Here is a 15,295-nt window from a genome sequence, read left to right as displayed (position 1 = left end):
GCACCATTGACGAATGGCACATTCGATGCTGCAGTAGAGCCATGCCGACCCCCGCGATCTCGCGCCGGTCCCGGATGACGGCTGTCGTCGCCCGGCACACGCTGCGACCGCTGGGGACGGTCGTCCCCGCCAACGCCGCCGGCGTCGCCTTCACACATCGCCTCGTGGCGACGGCGATGGCACTGTCGGGACCGGCGCCCCGCGGCACGCAGGTCACCCCCGTGGACGTCCTCACCGCCGCCGGACGGGTGCGCGGCGAGTGGGTGCGCGGCCCCGATGCGCATCGCCGGGACGGCGCCGTCTGCTACGTGCACGGCAGCGGGTACGCGATCTGTTCGCCCCGAACCCACCGCGCACTGGCGGCGCGCATCTCGACGCAGACCGGTCTGCCCGTCTTCGTCGTCGACTACCGCCTCGCGCCGCGGTACCGGTTCCCCACCGCGGCCGACGACGTCATGGCCGCCTGGACATGGCTCACTGCCACCCAGCAGCCGGCCCATCGGGTGGTGCTGGCCGGCGACTCGGCCGGCGGGCATCTCGCCCTCGACCTCTGCCTCGCCCTGCTCCGCGGCGGCGCACGGGCCGAGACGGACCTCCCCGCGGCGATGGCCCTGATGTCGCCGCTGGTGGATTTGAGCTTCGCCACCGCCGCCGCGCGCGAGCAGCTGCGCCCCGATCCGCTGCTCGGCTCCGGCGCGGCCCGCCGGCTGCTGCGCCACTACGTCGGCGACACCGACCCCGCGCACGCCCGGATCACCCACGTCCTCGCCGACGGTGAACGGCTGCCCCCGACCCTGATCCAGGCCGGCGGCGCCGAGATGCTGGCCGCCGACGCGCATCGCCTGCACCGCATGCTCCGCGCGGCCGGCGGCGACAGCACGCTCGACATCTGGCCCGGCCAACTCCACGTCTTCCAGGCCCTGCCCCGCCTGGTCCCCGAGGCCGAGCCCGCCCTGCGGCGGCTCACCGCCTTCCTCGCCGACGCGCTTCCCCGCACCACCACGACCGGACGCAGAAGGCGGATCGCATGATCGGTATCGTCAGACGCCGCAGCCACGACACCCGCGCGGTGGTGACCGGCGCCGGCAGCGGCATCGGCGCCGCCTTCGCCGTCGAGCTCGCCGCGCGCGGCGGCAGCGTCGTCTGCAGTGACCTGGACCCGGCGCGGGCGCAGCTCACCGTGGATGCGATCACCGACGCCGGCGGCAAGGCGACGGCGGCACGCTGCGACGTCGCCGACCTGGAGGAGGTCGAGGCGCTCTCGACCGAGGCTCGCGCCTGGTTCGGCGCACCACCGGACCTCGTGATCAACAACGCCGGGATCGGCGCCGGCGGCACGCTCGTCGGCGAGACCACGATGACGGACTGGAACCGCACCCTCGACGTCAACCTCTACGGGGTGATCCACGGCTGTCACGTCTTCGTCCCGCAGCTGCGCGAGGCGGGGCGGGCCGGGCTCATCAACGTCGCCTCCGCGGCGAGCTTCGCCGCCGCGCCGTCGATGGCGGCCTACAACGTCAGCAAGGCCGGCGTCCTCGCCCTCAGCGAGACCCTCGCCGCCGAGCTCGCCGGGTCGGGCGTCCACGTCAGCGTGCTCTGCCCGACGTTCGTCAAGACCAACATCCTGGATAGCGAGCAGATCACCTCGTCGTCCACCGCCCTGGCGCAGCGCTTGATGAGCCTCACCGGGATGTCGGCACGACGCGTCGCGCGCACCTGCCTGGACGCCCACGACCGCGGCCGGCTGCACGTGCTGCCACAGCTCGACGCCAAGGCGATCTGGCGGGGCAAGCGCCTCGCCCCCGCCACGTACACCCGATCGGCCGGCCTCCTCGGCCGCGTCACCCCCCACTGAAAGGACCTGCCGTGCCGATGGACATGGAGCAGATGCTCACCAAGATCAAGAACCACCAGTGGGCGCTGGCCGACATCGACTGGGACGCCCCCGGCGCCGAGACGATCAGCGCCGATTTCAAGCCCAAGCTCAAGGCCTTCATGGCCGACCTGACGTGGATCGAGAACGTCGGTGCGCGCGGCTTCGCCGCCATGGCCCGCAAGGCGCCGAATCCGACACTGGCCGAGATCTACCGCTACTTCCATGCCGAGGAGCAGCGGCACGCCAACGCCGAACTCGCCCTGATGCAGCGCTGGGGCATGCTCGCCGACGGCGAGATCCCCGAGCCCAACGTCAACATCAGGCTCGCCGTCGAGTGGCTGGATCGCTACGGCGACGACATGCCGCTGTCCGTCCTCGGCACCGTCATCCCCATGCTCGAGGTCGCCCTCGACGGGGCACTGCTCAAGTTCCTGCTCGACGAGGTGGACGACCCGGTCTGCCACCAGGTCTTCGAGAAGATCAACAACGACGAGTCCCGGCACATCGCCGTCGACTTCGAGGTGCTGAACCTGCTCGGCCACGCCAGCACCCGGCGGCTGATCATCGACCTCGTCGGCAAGAACGCCTCGCCGGGGCTCATCGTCGGCATGGCCATGTACATCCCGCTGCTGAACCGGATGCGCAACAACATCGTCGAGATGGGGTTGCAGCCCGAGCGGCTGTACAGCGCGATGCGGCGCTTCACCAAGCTGGGCGAGCGCGGCGAGTCGACGCACCGGGTGCCGCTGTACCACGTGATCAAGTGGCAGGCCGGCATGGTCGTCAACCCGAAGCACCCGTACCACCTGCTCGCCAACAGCATGGTCTGGGCGAGCGAGAAGATCCCGACGCCGATCCTGCCCGGCCTGCCGACGTGGTTCCGCGAGATCACCTACCGACCGCAGAGCGAGGGCGTCGTCGCTCCGCAGGGCGCCGCGGCGTGAGCGACGGGAACCGCACGGTCGACGCTCTCGTCATCGGCGCCGGTTTCGCCGGGCTCGGTGCGGCCATCAAGCTGCGCGACGCCGGCGTCGAGGACATCGTCGTCCTCGAGCGCGCCGACCGGGTCGGCGGCACGTGGCGCGACAACACCTATCCGGGTGTCGCCTGCGACATCCCGTCGGTGCTCTACTCCTTCGACTTCGCGCCGAATCCGGACTGGTCGCGGGCCTACGCCCCCGGCGCGGAGATCTGCGCCCACCTGGAGCAGCTCACCGACCGGCACGGGCTACGGCCCTTTCTGCGCTTCGGCCGTGAGGTCACCGGGTTGCGCTTCGACGCCGACGAGGGTGTCTGGCACGTCATGACCCGCGCCGGCGAGCGCTACCTGGCCCGCACCGTCGTCGCAGCCTCGGGACCGCTGGCGGACGCCAGCCTGCCCGACATCCGCGGCGTGGAGTCCTTCACCGGGACCTCGATCCTGAGCGCGCGGTGGGACCACGACGTCGACCTGCGCGACAAGCACGTCGCCGTCGTCGGGAGCGGGGCGAGCGCGGTGCAGATCGTGCCGGAGCTGGTCCGGACCGCGGCGTCGGTGAAGGTCTTCCAGCGGACGCCGGGCTGGGTGCTGCCGCGCCTGGACGCCCCCATCCCGGCGCCGGCGCGGTCGCTCTTCGCGAGGGTCCCGCTCGCGCAGCGTGCGGTGCGGACCGGGCTCTTCCTCGGCCACGAGGCGATGGCGACCGGACTGGTGTGGAACTCGCCGGTCACCACCGCGGTGCAGCAGGTCGCCCGGGCGCACCTGCACCGGCAGGTCAAGGATCCGTGGCTGCGACGGCAGCTGACCCCGCAGTTCCGCGCCGGCTGCAAGCGGATGCTGATGTCCAGCGACTGGTACCCGGCGCTGCAGCGTGACAACTGCAAGCTGATCACCTGGCCGATCGCCACCGTCAGCCCCGAGGGGATTCGCAGCAGCGACGGTGTCGAGCACAAGGTGGACGCCATCGTCTACGCCACGGGCTACGACGTCCATCTCGACGGTCCGCCCTTCGAGGTCATCGGCCTGGACGGCCGTCGGCTGGCCGACGACTGGGCCGGGCACGCGCATGCGTACAAGAGCGTCAGCACCTCCGGCTACCCGAACCTCTTCTTCACCACGGGGCCGAACTCGGGTCCGGGGCACAACTCGCTGCTGGTCTACCTGCAGGCGCAGCTCGACTACGCGGTACGGGCCGTCCGGCTCGTCCTGGACCGCGACCTGCGCTACCTGGACGTCCGTCCCGAGGCGGAGCGGGAGCACAACGAACGGCTGCAGCGGCGGCTCGGTCGCACCACCTGGATGTCCGGGTGCAGCAGCTGGTACCTCACCGCGGACGGTCACAACGCATCGATGTATCCGGGCTTCGCCAGCCAGTACCTTGTGCAGATGCGCTCGCTGCGAACCCGCGACTACGTCCTGGCCCCGCGGGAGGTCGCCGCGGTCGCCCGGCGACCACGACTGGTGAGCTGACGTGAGCGCCCGCCCCGGCCCGTCCGGGCTCGAGACCCTGCTCGAGACCCTTCGGCGCGCGCCGGGGCAGGCCACGCGCAAGCCCCGGGCGGCGGTGCAGTCGGTGGTCCGGCAGCTGCTCGTGCGGGCCTCGCAGCCGTCGGCGCCGCGGCCGGCGGCCGAGCAGCGCCAGTTCCGGGTGGACGACCTGGCCCGCGCCGCCGGCACCTCGACGCGCAACGTCCGGGCGTACCAGGAACGCGGCCTGCTGCATCCGCCGCAGCGAGTCGGCCGGGTGGCCCTCTTCGACGACAGCCACCTGGCCCGGTTGAAGCTCATCACCTCGATGCTGGAGCGTGGCTACACCAGCGCGCACATCGCCGAACTGCTGGGCGCCTGGCAGGAGGGCCGCGACCTCGCCGACGTGCTGGGCCTGGAGCGGCTGGTGCGGCCGTGGGCCAGCGACGAGCCGACCACCATGCCGGTGCGTGAGGTCCGCGATCTCGCCGGCGACGGCGCGAGCCTGGAACGGCTGGTGCAGGCCCGGCTGGTCGAGCCGCGCGGCAGCGACGCGGTGGTGCAGCGACCGGCGCTGCTGCGGGCCTTCGCCGAGATGCGGGGGCATGGCATGCCGATGTCCGACGTGCTGGACGTCTACGACCGCATCAACGGACCGCTGGAGGACGTCAGCCGGGTCCTCGTGGCCGCCGGCGCACGGCTCGTGGCCGACCGGCTGCCCGAGCGCGGCGAGCTCGACGATGCCGACGTCTCGGGCCTGGTCGAGGCGATGCTGCGGTTCCGCACCATCGCCCTGGACTCGGCGACGGCCACGCTCGCGCATGCCATCGAGCAGCGGATCGAGGCGCTGCTGGCCGACTACCTCTCCGACCTCGCCGGCCTCACCCCGGAGAAGGTCGGCTCCGCGGACGAGGCCGACGCCGGCTGACGCGGCACGGGAGGAGGCTCAGCTGGCGCGGCGGACGTCGCTCGCGCCGGCGCGTTCCGCGATGACGCGGTGATAGTGGCCGAGCAGCTCGTCGGTGACCCGGCCCCAGGTGCGGTGGACCACGGAGGGTCGGGCTCGTTGCGCCAGCTGGGCCAGCCCGGCACGGTCGTCGCGCAGCCCGCCGACCTGGGCGGCCAGCACGTCGGCGTCCTCACCGGCCCAGAGCAGGCCGTTGTCACCGTGACGGACGAGGTCCAGTGGACCGCCGCTGGCCGTCGCCACCACCGGCACGCCGGCGCACAAAGCCTCCTGCACGACCTGGCAGAAGGTCTCGTCCGCGCCGGGGTGGACGAGGAGGTCGAGCGAGGCGACGGCACGGCCGAGCTCGTCGCCGGTGAGCTGGCCGGTGAAGTGCGCCCGGGGCATGAAGCGTTCGAGCTGCCGGCGGCGCGGGCCGTCCCCGACCACTACGACCGTGACACCCGGCAGACGGGTGATCGGCTCCAGCAGGTGCACGCGCTTCTCCGGGGCGAGGCGTCCGACGAAGCCGACGACGAGGTCACTGCCGCCGAGCTGTGCCCGCCACGTCTCGTCGCGTCGCCGGGGGTCGAAGAGCACGTTGTCCACGCCGCGCTGCCACAGCGCCAGCGGTCCGATGCCCTGCCCGCGCAGCTGATAGGCCGAGGCGCTGGAGGGGACGAGGGTGAGGTCCGCGGCGTTGTGCAGTCGTCGCAGCCAGTTCCAGACGAACCGCGAGCTGAGGCCCAGGTGGTAGCGGCGCGCGAACGACGAGAGGTCGGTCTGGTAGATCGCCACCGTCGGCAGGTCGAGGCTGTTCGCGGCCTGCACCGCCGCCCGCCCCAGGACCGCAGGCGAGGCGAGGTGCACGACGTCCGGGGCGAGCTCGGCGAGCAGCGGCACCAGGTCGACGCCGGGTCGCGTCACCTCCAGTCCGCGGTAGCCCGGCAGCGACATCGACGGCACCGTCACCACCGGCACGGCGTGGCCGCTCCGGCTGCGGTAGTCCGCTCCGCTGGGCGCCACCACGATCGGCTGGTGCCCGCGGCCGGCGAGCTGGTCGGCCACCTGCTTGACGGAGTTCACCACTCCGTTCACGGCGGGCGTGAAGGTCTCGGCGATCAATGCGATCCGCACGGCCCCGACGGTCCGGTCCGCGTCTTACCTGTCTGCCAGGTGAAGCCGACGTCCACCTGAACAGCGGGTGACCGGTTGGCCGGAGGCTAGGCTGGCGGCGTGGGTAACTCGCAGCCGCCGAAGGCACAGTTCGACCTCGTGGGCAGCCACGCGCGCAGGCGCGGCAGCGACGTGGAGCTCGTCTTCGTCGCGCCCGTACCGGAGATCACCGCGCTGTCGACACTGATCCTGCGTCGCGCCGGCCGTGACGTCACCGCCACCCTCGAGCACGGCGACGGCCGTTCCGTCGCCCGGGCCCCCCGGGCACAGCTCAGCGACGGCATCTGGAACATCCGTCGCAGCGCCGACGGCGGTGACGACGAACGCCTCAACGCCCGGCTGCTGGTCCAGGGCGAACGGCCCCTGGTACTGCTCTGGGGCGGCACCACGCCGGGGTCGGTCGTCCCGAAGGCAGTGCGTCACCTGCCGCCGGCCAACCGCATCGCCGCGCACGCCGGCAGCGCCCTGGACACCGTGCTGCAGCGACTGCCGGAGGAGTCGGCGACCAAGATCCGCAGCGCGGTCCGCACCCGCGCCCGGCGCGCCCTCGGCTGAGGCCCGAGCGGGTCTCGCGGGCCCGCGCCGCCCGGCTCAGTTCAGCAGGTCGCTGAACGCCTCACGGATCGCGGCGGCCGGCGGCGGGGTGCGTCGGCCGCGGAGCCGGACCAGCTCACTCCAGCCGGGGCTGGCGAGCACGTGGTGCGGGTTCTTGGCGCGGCTGCGCTCGAGGATCTCCGTCGGCACGTCCTGCGGATCCTGATTCGCCGCCGTCTCCACCCACTCGTCGTAACCCGGCAGCACTCCGTCGCGGTCGGCGTTGGGGGCCAGCACGAGCACGACGCCGGTCGGCTCGGTGTCGATCTCCAGGACGATCAGCTCGGGGCACATCTCGCGCAGCGCCAGCCCCGCCTTGTAGACGTCGCCCGTCCACGAGGCACTGACCCGGTAGCGCGCCGCCTGCTGCACGCTGCGCGGGAGCATGTCGTCGAAGAGCAGGACGCTCGTCGTCGTGGTGAAGCGCTCGACGGCGAGGTAGTCACGCAGGGCGTACTCGGCCAGGTGCATGCCGTCGATGAAGGCGAGGTCGACGATGTCGAGGGGCAGGGCTGCCAGCGGGTGCTTGCGCGCGAAGAACTCGTCGCTGGTGGTGCGGGCGAGGTGGACCGGAGCCAGCAGCTCGGACTCGATCGCGAAGGCGGGGTCGATCCCGATGCTGGGCACCCGCGACAGCGTGATGCTCTGCCCCTTCTGGATGCCGGTCTCGAGGTAGGTGCGCGGCGCGACGAGGTCGTGCAGACCCTTGAGGAACTCGTGGCGGGTCATCCTCGCCGAGGTCGTGGTCGTGGCCTGCGCGGTGCTCATCGGACCAGGGTAGAGGCTCCACCCCGGCCCGCCGGCGAGGCGGCCTCAGCTCAGCCGGTTGAGCACCTTGACCATGTCGTCCTCGGTGTCGCTGCCGATCTTCTCGAAGACGAGCTTGACCAGCGGACTGGCGAGCTTGGCCGCGCCGGACATCTCGATGACCGCCTCGTAGGTGATCTCGCTGCCGGCCTGGTGCGGCCGGACTGTGATCGTGTCGGTGGAGGTCGCGGTGTCGTTCTTGCCGACGAAGACGATGGTGTCGTCGGTGAGCTTCTCCAGCGTGTAGGTGAGTTCGGTGCTGACGCCGGCGATCTTGGACGTGTTGTGCCACTGCGTGCCGACCGCGACCGGGCCTGCACCCAGCTGCTCGCACTTCTCGGTGCCGGGGTCCCACTCGGTCGCGTGACCGAAGTCCTTGAGGTAGTCGATGACGGTGGCCGGGGCGGGCTCGACGGTGAACGTACGGGTCACGGTGGTCATAGCACTGCCGTGCCCCGGTGGTCCGCCCCGGTAACTGTGCGGGGCTCCTGTGCGGGGTCTCAGCCCTCGCTCGTCGCGGCCGCACAGCCGTCTGCCGGCAGGTTGTTCGAGGCCCAGGTGGTGAGCTCGGCGAGCGCCGGGGTGAGCGCACGGCCGTTGGCCGTGAGCTCGTAGGTGACCGTCACCGGTGGTCCCGGTTGCACGCTGCGTTCGACCAGACCGGCCCGACCCAGCTCGCCGAGTCGTTCGGAGAGCATCGAGTCGCTGATGCCGGCAACCGAGCGCTTCAGCTGGCTGAACCCCATCGGACCGCTGACCAGGGTCGCCAGCAGCACCCCGTTCCAGCGCTTGCCGAGGAAGCGGAAGGCTCGGGTCAGCGCGGCGTCGCAGAGCCGGGGCTCGTGCTGCACGTCACTGTCCGTCGCCATGAGAGCCATCGTAACGGTGCTATGTTCATCGAGGTCACTTTGATTTACAAAGTGACCAGTCGAACAGTAGCTACTGGACGGAAGGAGCCCCTCATGACGCTCACCGACACCCCTCGGACCCTGCCCCGCCTGGACGACGCCGGGCGTGCCCTGCTCTTCACCGAGGCACGGACGGCGAACTCCTTCGCCGACACCCCGGTCACCGACGCCGAGCTGGAAGGCATCTGGGCGCTGGCCAAGTGGGCGCCGACCGCCGCCAACACGCAGCCGCTGCGCGTCGTCTTCGTCCGCACCGAGGAGGGCAAGCAGCGCCTCGTGCCGCTGATGGCCGAGGGCAACCAGGACAAGACCGCCTCCGCCCCGGCGGTCGCCATCCTCGCCTTTGACTCCCGCTTCCACGAGCACATCCCCACCGTCTTCCCGATCAAGCCCGAGATGCAGGACGCGCTCGAGGGCAACGAGGGCATGCGCGAGGGCATGGCCAAGTACGGCAGCACGCTGCAGATCGGCTACTTCATCCTCGCCGCGCGTGCCCAGGGCCTGGCCGCCGGGCCGATGGCCGGCTTCGACGCCGAGGCGATCGACCGCGAGTTCTTCCCCGACGGCCGCTACCGGACCTCGCTCGTCGTCAATCTCGGACACCCCGGCGAGAACCCGTGGTTCGACCGGCTGCCGCGACTGGAGAACGACCAGGTCATCGACTGGGCCTGAGGCGACTCAGCCCCAGCGGGGGCCGCGCCCGATCCGGACCGGTCCCCTCACCTGCGTGGCATCGACGGCCTCGCCGCGCTGGGTCACCACGACGGTGCCGGCAGCGGCGAGCTCGGCGGCGAGGTCACGCACCAGGTCCATGAGGTCGCGCCACGACTCGCCACCCACGACGCGGGAGACATCGCTGGGGCAGATGGTCTTGGCCTCGCCGCGGTGGCGCAGCAGCGTGCGGATCGTCGCCTCGACCCGTGACCGACGACCGGCCTCGGACGGTTCGTCCCACCACGGGTCACCCCGCTCCCCGAGGGCGATCTTGGCGTCGTGGACGCGGGGGCGGGCCGTCTCCGGTTCGCTGCGCACGGCCCGACGGGCGGCCATCAGCTCGGCGACGAGCTCGGCGCGCAGCTTCTCCGGGATGCCGGGGTCGGTCGCGCGCCACCGGCGCCCGTCGACGACCAGGTAGCGCCCGTCCGGCGTGTGTTCGACGACGCGATCACTCACGCCGTGGGTCTACCCCGCCGCGGCAATCACCTCAGAGCGGGATGTTGGTGTGCTCGCCGCGACGGCGCGGGGCAGCGGCGATCGCCTCGGCGACTCGCCGGCGCGTCGTGGCGGGGTCGATCACCTGGTCGAAGGCCCCCAGCTCGACCCCGCGGTGCAGCCCGGCGACCTGCTCGCGGTGCTCTCGCACCAGCCGCTCCCGGAGCGCGGTCGCCTCCCCTGCGGCCTTCGCGGCGGCGAGCGCCCGACGATGCAGGATCCCCACTGCCGCATCGGCCCCCATCACACCGACTTCGGCTTCGGGCCAGACGAAGACGGCGGTGGCGCCCAGCGAATGCGAGTTCATCGCGATGTAGGCGCCGCCGAAGGACTTCCGCGTCACGACGGTGACCCGTGGCGTGACCGCGGCGCTGAACGCATGCAGCAGCTTCGCGCCGCGACGGACCACACCGCCCCACTCCTGCTCGACACCCGGCAGGTAACCGGGGACGTCCACGAGGACGACCAGGGGGATGCCGAAGCTGTCGCACATCTGCACGAAGCGCGCCGCCTTCTCGGCGCTGAGCGAGTCCAGGCAGCCGGCCTTGCGCAGCGGGTTGTTCGCGACGATCCCCACCGTCCGGCCGGCGATCCGGCCGAAGGCGACGACAACGTTCGGTGCCCAGCCCGGTTGCAGCTCGAGCAGTCCCGGCGACTCGTCCACCATCGCGGCAGCGAGGGGACGGACGTCGTAGGCCCGAACCGGTGAGGCCGGGAGCAGGGCCCGCAGGTCGCGCGGAGCCCCGATGCGGGCCGGGGAGATCTCGCGCTGGTCGGCGAGCAGCCGCACCAGCTCGCGGGTGCTCTCGTAGGCCGCGGCCTCGCTGGGTGCCACCACGTGCGCCACGCCCGACCGCGTCGCGTGGGCGCCCGGTCCCCCCAACGTCTCCATGTCGACGTCCTCACCGACCGCCGCCCGCAGCACGTCCGGACCGGTGACGAAGACCCGTCCGGTGTCGGCCATCACCACGACGTCGGTGAGGGCGGGACCGTAGGCCGCGCCACCGGCGGCCGGACCCACCACGACCGACAGCTGGGGCACCCGACCGGAGGCGCGGACGGTGGCGGCGAAGATCGCGCCGTGGCCCTCCAGCGAGGCGACGCCCTCACCCAGGCGCGCGCCGCCGGAGTGCCAGACACCGATCACGGGGACGCCGTCGGCCGCGGCACGGTCCACCGCCGCGGCGATCCGCAGGCACCCGGCCAGGCCGAGCGCGCCGCCCATGCGGGCGCCGTCGGTGCAGAACGCCACCACCGGCAGCCCGTAGATGCGGCCGGAGACGACGACCACCCCGCAGCCGTCGTCGGGCTCCGGATGCTCCATACCGCCGTCGAGCAGGGCAGCGAGCCGGACGAACGGGTCGCGAGGGTCGTCGCGCACCGTGGCCGCCGGCCGCTCGTCGCTGCGCTGCCGGATCGGCCCCTCCCCCGCCGTGCCGCTCATGCGATACCGATCTCGTCGTCGATGAGCGCGAACATCTCGTCGTCGGAGGCGTCGTCCAGGCTGTCGTCCGCGGCGTCGTCCGGTGTCCCCTCGGCCGACCGGAGCGAGCGCAGCAGCTCCTCCAGCCGTGCCGACGCAGCGCGGCGGTCCGCGCCGGGGACGTCACGCAGCGCGGCCGCCACGCCGTCCAGCGCCTGCCGCAACGGATCGGTGGCGGAGCTGCCGGCCGGTGACGCACCGGGTACCTCCTCGACGAGGAAGCCGGCCAGGGCCGTCGGTGTGGGGTAATCGAAGACGAGGGTAGGCGGCAGCCGCACGTCGGCGACCGCCGCCAGCCGGTTGCGGAGCTCGACGCCGGTGAGGGAGTCGAAGCCCACCTCCCGGAACGAGCGCTCGGCGCCGATGTCGGCCGGACCCGCCATGCCCAGCACTCGGGCGGCCTCGGTCCGGACGGCGTCGAGGACGGCGTCGAAGCGGGCGACGGGTGGCAGTCCGGCGAGGCGCTGCCGCCACGACCCGCCGTCGCTGTCGTTCGCCGCCGCGCGCGGGGCGACCGCGGTCCGCCGGTGCGCCGCCGGCTCGACGAGCTCCCCGAGCAGCGCCGGCGCGGCGACGGCCGCCGCCGGTGGGGCGAGCCGCGCGGCGACCAGTACCGGGTCGGCGGCGACGAGGGCGTCGTCGAGCAGCCGCGCCCCGTCGGTGTCGTCCAGCGGCTCCAGGCCGCGTCCGGCCAACCTGCGCCAGTCCTCGGGGCGCAGCGCGCCGGCCATACCGTCGGCAGTGCGCCACGGACCCCACTGCACCGAGACCGCGGGGACGCCGCGCCGCCGTCGCCGGACGGCGAGGGCGTCCAGCGCGGAGTTCGCCGCGGCATAGTTGGCCTGGCCCGGCGTGGCCCACGAGGAGGTCACCGAGGAGAAGAGGACGAAGCGGGCCAGCTCCCGGTCGTCGACGAGCTCGTCGAGCAGCTCTGCCCCGCCCGCCTTCGGTCGCAGCACGGCCGCCACCCGCTCGGGGGTGAGCGCGCCCAGCGGGGCGTCGTCCAGGACGCCGGCGGCGTGAACCACCGTGCGCAGCGGAGCCTCGGCGGGCAGCGCGGCGAGGAGCGTGGCCATCGCGTCACGGTCCCCGCTGTCGCAGGCGACGACGCGGACCTCGACCCCGGAGTCGGCGAGCGCGGCCACCGTCGCGGACATCGCTCCCGTCATCCCGCCGCGCGAGGTGAGCACGGCGAGACGAGCCCCGGCGTCGTCGACGACCTGGCGGGTCACGACCCGGCCCAGGGCACCGGAGGCACCGGTCACCAGGACAGCGCCGCCGGGTGCCGGGGGCGCGGGCACCGTCAGCACCACCTTGCCGACGTTGCGGCCCTGGCTGAGATAGCGGAAGGCGTCGGGGGCGCGGCGCACGTCCCAGCAGGTGACGGGAAGCGGCCGGAGGGTGCCGTCGGCGAAGAGCGGAGCCACCGCGGCCAGCACCGGCCCCATCGTCGGGACGCCGTCGGCCAGCAGGTCGAAGGCCTGGTACTCGACCCCGTAACAGGACCGGATCCGGTCGCCGTCGCGCAGGTCCGTCTTGCCCATCTCCACGAAGCGGCCACCCGCGGCCATCATCCGCAGCGAGGCGTCGACGAACTCCCCGGTGAGGGCGTTGAGCACGACGTCGACACCGCCGGCCACGGCAAGCTGCGTCTCGAAGGCCACGTCCCGCGACGAGGCGATGCGGTCACATCCCAGCGCCCGCACGGCCGACCACTTGCCCGGACTGGCGGTGGCGAGGACCTCGGCGCCCAGGTGCCGCGCCAGCTGCACGGCCGCCTGCCCCACCCCGCCCGCGGCGGCATGGACGAGCAGCGTCTCGCCCGGGCGTAACCCCGCCAGTCCGACCAACGCGTGATGGGCGGTCGCGAACGCCACCGGCGCAGCCGCGGCCTCGGCCCAGGACCAGCCCGGCGGGACGGCGACGAGCAGCCGGGCGTCGGTCACGGCCGACGGCCCGAACGCCGAGCTGACGATGCCCATCACCGCGTCGCCCGGCGCGACGCTGTCGACATCCGGCGCCACCTCGGTGACGACCCCGGCCGCCTCCAGCCCGAGGGGTCCGGCCGGCCCCGGGTAGACGCCGAGCACGGTGAGGACGTCGCGGAAGTTCACGCCGGCGGCACGGACGTCGATGCGGACCTCACCCGGTCCCAGTGGGCGGGTTCCGGCCTCGGTGCGAGCGAGGGCGAGCCGGTCCAGGGTGCCCTGGCCGTCGTAACCCAGCGACCACACCCGATCCGTCGGGTCCCCGACCGGCAGCGGCAGGGCCGGGTCCGGACGGACCAGCCGCGGCACCAGCAGGTCGCCGCGGCGGAGCGCGAACTCGGGCTCGCCCAGCGCGACGCCGGCGGCGAGCTGGGCGTCGAGGGCGGGACCGTCGGTGTCGGTGTCGGTGTCGGTATCGGTATCGGCCAGCACGATCTCGCCCGGCTGCTCGGCGGCGGCGACCCGCACCAGCCCGGCCAGGGTGGCGGCGGACGGGTCGACCGGGACGTCGCCGGCGTCGCTGCCACCGGAGAGCACGACCACCAGCCGGGTCCCCGCCAGCGCCGGCCCGGTCTCGTCGCCCCGACGCAGTTCGTCCCACCGCTGCAGCAGGGTCAGCGTGCCGGCGACATCGTCGGGGCACCGGACCGCGGCGACCGCCGGGGCCGACTCCGCAGCGGCCGCGGTGACGAGGTCGGCGAGCGCCGCGTCGCACCACGTCACGGGGGGATGGGTGGCGCTGCTGGCGGGGGCGGGTTGCCAGCGCACCCGCAGCAGCTCCGGGGCCGGGCCGGCCGGGACCGCCGCCGCATCGAAGGCGCGCAGGGTGAGGCCACCGACCGTCGCCACCGGTTCCCCGGCGGCGTCGGTGAGCACGAGCGAGACCGGGCCGCCGCCCGGTTCGGCGGCGCCGAGCAAGGTGGCCCGGACGGTGGTCGCACCGGTGGCGTGCACGGTGACGTCCGACCAGGCGAAGGGAACGCGCGGCGCCTCGCCGTCGGCGCGACGGCCGAACAGGTGCAGCGCGGCGTCGAAGAGGGCGGGGTGGAGGCCGTAACCGGTGGCCTCGACCGCCGCGGGCAGCGCGACCTCGGCGAAGAGATCCGGGCCGTGTCGCCAGGCGGCGCGGACGCCCCGGAAGGCAGGGCCGTACGCCAGGCCGGCGCCGGCGAGCTCGTCGTAGAGGGCGGAGATCTCCAGCGGCTCGGCACCGGGTGGCGGCCACGGCTGCCGTGTCGGCGCAGCCGCCGTCGCGGCGCTCAGTCGGCCGGTGGCGTGCCGCTGCCAGGCGCCGGTCGGATCGGCCGCCGGTCGCGAATGCAGCGACACCGGTCGGGGTTCGCCGTCCCCGGCCGTCCCGACGACGACCTGGAGGTCGACGGCGCCGTGGTCGGGGAGGGTGAGTGGGGTCTCGACGAGCAGTTCGTCGAGGCCGGGGAGGTCGAGGTCGCGGCCGGCGCGCAGGGCGAGCTCGACCAGGGCGGTGCCGGGGACCAGGGTGTGGCCGGCGACGACGTGGTCAGCCAGCCACGGATGCGTCTGCCGCGACACCCTCCCGGTGAGGACGACGTCGCCGGTCGGCGCCACCTGCAGACCACCGGAGAGCAGAGGATGCTCCAGCTCGGTGAACCCCGCGGCGGTGACGGCGGCGGCCGGGGCGTCGAGCCAGTACCGGCTGCGGCGGAACGGAAAGCTGGGGACGACCGGCGGCTCGGCGCCCGGCTCGCTGTGCAGAGAGCTCCAGTCGACGGTGCCGCCCCGCACATACACCCCCGCCGCGGCCGACACCGCCGAGACCGCCTCATCCCGATCCCGCCGCAACACCGGCAACCACACCTCCCCGGCCACCGGCTCCACCA

The 15,295-nt window shown here is 73.3% G+C and carries 14 protein-coding genes; 7 read left to right on the top strand and 7 right to left on the bottom strand.

Translation table 11 applies throughout. The features are described from left to right. Positions 1-41: 41 nt before the first annotated feature. The 5 genes from AC0NZQ_RS08985 to AC0NZQ_RS08965 are packed head-to-tail and all read left to right on the top strand — an operon-like array spanning position 42 to position 5,250. Positions 42-1,031: an alpha/beta hydrolase fold domain-containing protein gene (locus AC0NZQ_RS08985; RefSeq protein ID WP_474529463.1), complete on the top strand. Its 990-nt coding sequence runs from the start codon at positions 42-44 to the stop codon at positions 1,029-1,031. Beyond that, on the top strand, positions 1,028-1,855 hold the full coding sequence (locus AC0NZQ_RS08980; protein WP_474529462.1) for an SDR family NAD(P)-dependent oxidoreductase: 828 nt from the start codon (positions 1,028-1,030) through the stop codon (positions 1,853-1,855). The genes AC0NZQ_RS08985 and AC0NZQ_RS08980 overlap by 4 nt, the downstream gene beginning before the upstream one ends. Before the next feature lie 11 nt (positions 1,856-1,866). Next, the gene (locus AC0NZQ_RS08975; protein WP_474529461.1) at positions 1,867-2,820 is read left to right on the top strand and encodes a ferritin-like domain-containing protein; all 954 of its coding nucleotides are present in this window, start codon (positions 1,867-1,869) and stop codon (positions 2,818-2,820) included. Continuing rightward, positions 2,817-4,325 carry a flavin-containing monooxygenase gene (locus AC0NZQ_RS08970; protein ID WP_474529460.1) on the top strand — a complete coding sequence of 503 codons (1,509 nt, stop codon included), beginning with the start codon at positions 2,817-2,819 and terminating at the stop codon, positions 4,323-4,325. The genes AC0NZQ_RS08975 and AC0NZQ_RS08970 overlap by 4 nt, the downstream gene beginning before the upstream one ends. Position 4,326: 1 nt before the next feature. Continuing rightward, entirely contained in the window at positions 4,327-5,250 is a 924-nt protein-coding gene (locus tag AC0NZQ_RS08965) for a MerR family transcriptional regulator (RefSeq protein ID WP_474529459.1), read from the top strand. An 18-nt stretch (positions 5,251-5,268) separates the two neighbouring features. Here the strand turns inward: AC0NZQ_RS08965 and AC0NZQ_RS08960 are convergent, their stop codons facing one another. Further along, positions 5,269-6,405: a glycosyltransferase family 4 protein gene (locus AC0NZQ_RS08960; protein WP_474529458.1), complete on the bottom strand. Its 1,137-nt coding sequence runs from the start codon at positions 6,403-6,405 to the stop codon at positions 5,269-5,271. 99 nt (positions 6,406-6,504) lie between these two features. Between AC0NZQ_RS08960 and AC0NZQ_RS08955 the strand changes: the two genes are divergently transcribed. Then, positions 6,505-6,999, top strand: a complete 495-nt coding sequence (locus AC0NZQ_RS08955; protein WP_474529457.1) for a hypothetical protein — start codon at positions 6,505-6,507, stop codon at positions 6,997-6,999. Between the two features lie 36 nt (positions 7,000-7,035). Here AC0NZQ_RS08955 and AC0NZQ_RS08950 read toward each other — a convergent pair whose 3' ends face one another. Genes AC0NZQ_RS08950 through AC0NZQ_RS08940 form a run of 3 tightly spaced genes read right to left on the bottom strand, consistent with a single transcriptional unit; the run spans position 7,036 to position 8,714 of the window. Next, entirely contained in the window at positions 7,036-7,806 is a 771-nt protein-coding gene (locus AC0NZQ_RS08950; protein ID WP_474529456.1) for a class I SAM-dependent methyltransferase, read from the bottom strand. 45 nt (positions 7,807-7,851) lie between these two features. Then, a complete protein-coding gene (locus AC0NZQ_RS08945) occupies positions 7,852-8,286 on the bottom strand; it encodes an SRPBCC family protein (RefSeq protein ID WP_474529455.1) in 435 nt (144 codons plus the stop codon). Positions 8,287-8,345: 59 nt separating this feature from the next. Then, positions 8,346-8,714, bottom strand: coding sequence for a winged helix-turn-helix transcriptional regulator (locus AC0NZQ_RS08940; RefSeq protein ID WP_474529454.1), 369 nt, complete (start codon positions 8,712-8,714; stop codon positions 8,346-8,348). A gap of 93 nt (positions 8,715-8,807) precedes the next feature. Between AC0NZQ_RS08940 and AC0NZQ_RS08935 the strand changes: the two genes are divergently transcribed. Next, entirely contained in the window at positions 8,808-9,425 is a 618-nt protein-coding gene (locus tag AC0NZQ_RS08935) for a malonic semialdehyde reductase (RefSeq protein WP_474529453.1), read from the top strand. Between the two features lie 6 nt (positions 9,426-9,431). Here AC0NZQ_RS08935 and AC0NZQ_RS08930 read toward each other — a convergent pair whose 3' ends face one another. The 3 genes from AC0NZQ_RS08930 to AC0NZQ_RS08920 all read right to left on the bottom strand — a co-directional run. Further along, positions 9,432-9,926, bottom strand: a complete 495-nt coding sequence (locus tag AC0NZQ_RS08930; RefSeq protein WP_474529452.1) for a DUF3253 domain-containing protein — start codon at positions 9,924-9,926, stop codon at positions 9,432-9,434. 31 nt (positions 9,927-9,957) lie between these two features. Further along, the gene (locus AC0NZQ_RS08925) at positions 9,958-11,409 is read right to left on the bottom strand and encodes an acyl-CoA carboxylase subunit beta (protein ID WP_474529451.1); all 1,452 of its coding nucleotides are present in this window, start codon (positions 11,407-11,409) and stop codon (positions 9,958-9,960) included. After that, positions 11,406-15,295: SDR family NAD(P)-dependent oxidoreductase (locus tag AC0NZQ_RS08920; protein WP_474529450.1), on the bottom strand; the 3,890-nt coding region annotated here is incomplete at its 5' end. The genes AC0NZQ_RS08920 and AC0NZQ_RS08925, both read right to left, overlap by 4 nt.

It is taken from the genome of Jatrophihabitans sp. sgz311053 (assembly GCF_056135305.1).
The sequence above is the reverse complement of the archived record's forward strand: the minus strand, read 5'-3'. Positions and strand labels throughout refer to the sequence as shown.

Excerpts from the sequence above, each read along its gene's own strand:
- AC0NZQ_RS08985 (WP_474529463.1), top strand. The coding sequence starts at position 42 with ATGCCGACCCCCGCGATCTCGCGCCGGTCCCGGATGACGGCTGTCGTC.
- AC0NZQ_RS08980 (WP_474529462.1), top strand. The coding sequence starts at position 1,028 with ATGATCGGTATCGTCAGACGCCGCAGCCACGACACCCGCGCGGTGGTG.
- AC0NZQ_RS08950 (WP_474529456.1), bottom strand. The coding sequence starts at position 7,806 with ATGAGCACCGCGCAGGCCACGACCACGACCTCGGCGAGGATGACCCGC.
- AC0NZQ_RS08945 (WP_474529455.1), bottom strand. The coding sequence starts at position 8,286 with ATGACCACCGTGACCCGTACGTTCACCGTCGAGCCCGCCCCGGCCACC.
- AC0NZQ_RS08940 (WP_474529454.1), bottom strand. The coding sequence starts at position 8,714 with ATGGCGACGGACAGTGACGTGCAGCACGAGCCCCGGCTCTGCGACGCC.
- AC0NZQ_RS08935 (WP_474529453.1), top strand. The coding sequence starts at position 8,808 with ATGACGCTCACCGACACCCCTCGGACCCTGCCCCGCCTGGACGACGCC.
- AC0NZQ_RS08925 (WP_474529451.1), bottom strand. The coding sequence starts at position 11,409 with ATGAGCGGCACGGCGGGGGAGGGGCCGATCCGGCAGCGCAGCGACGAG.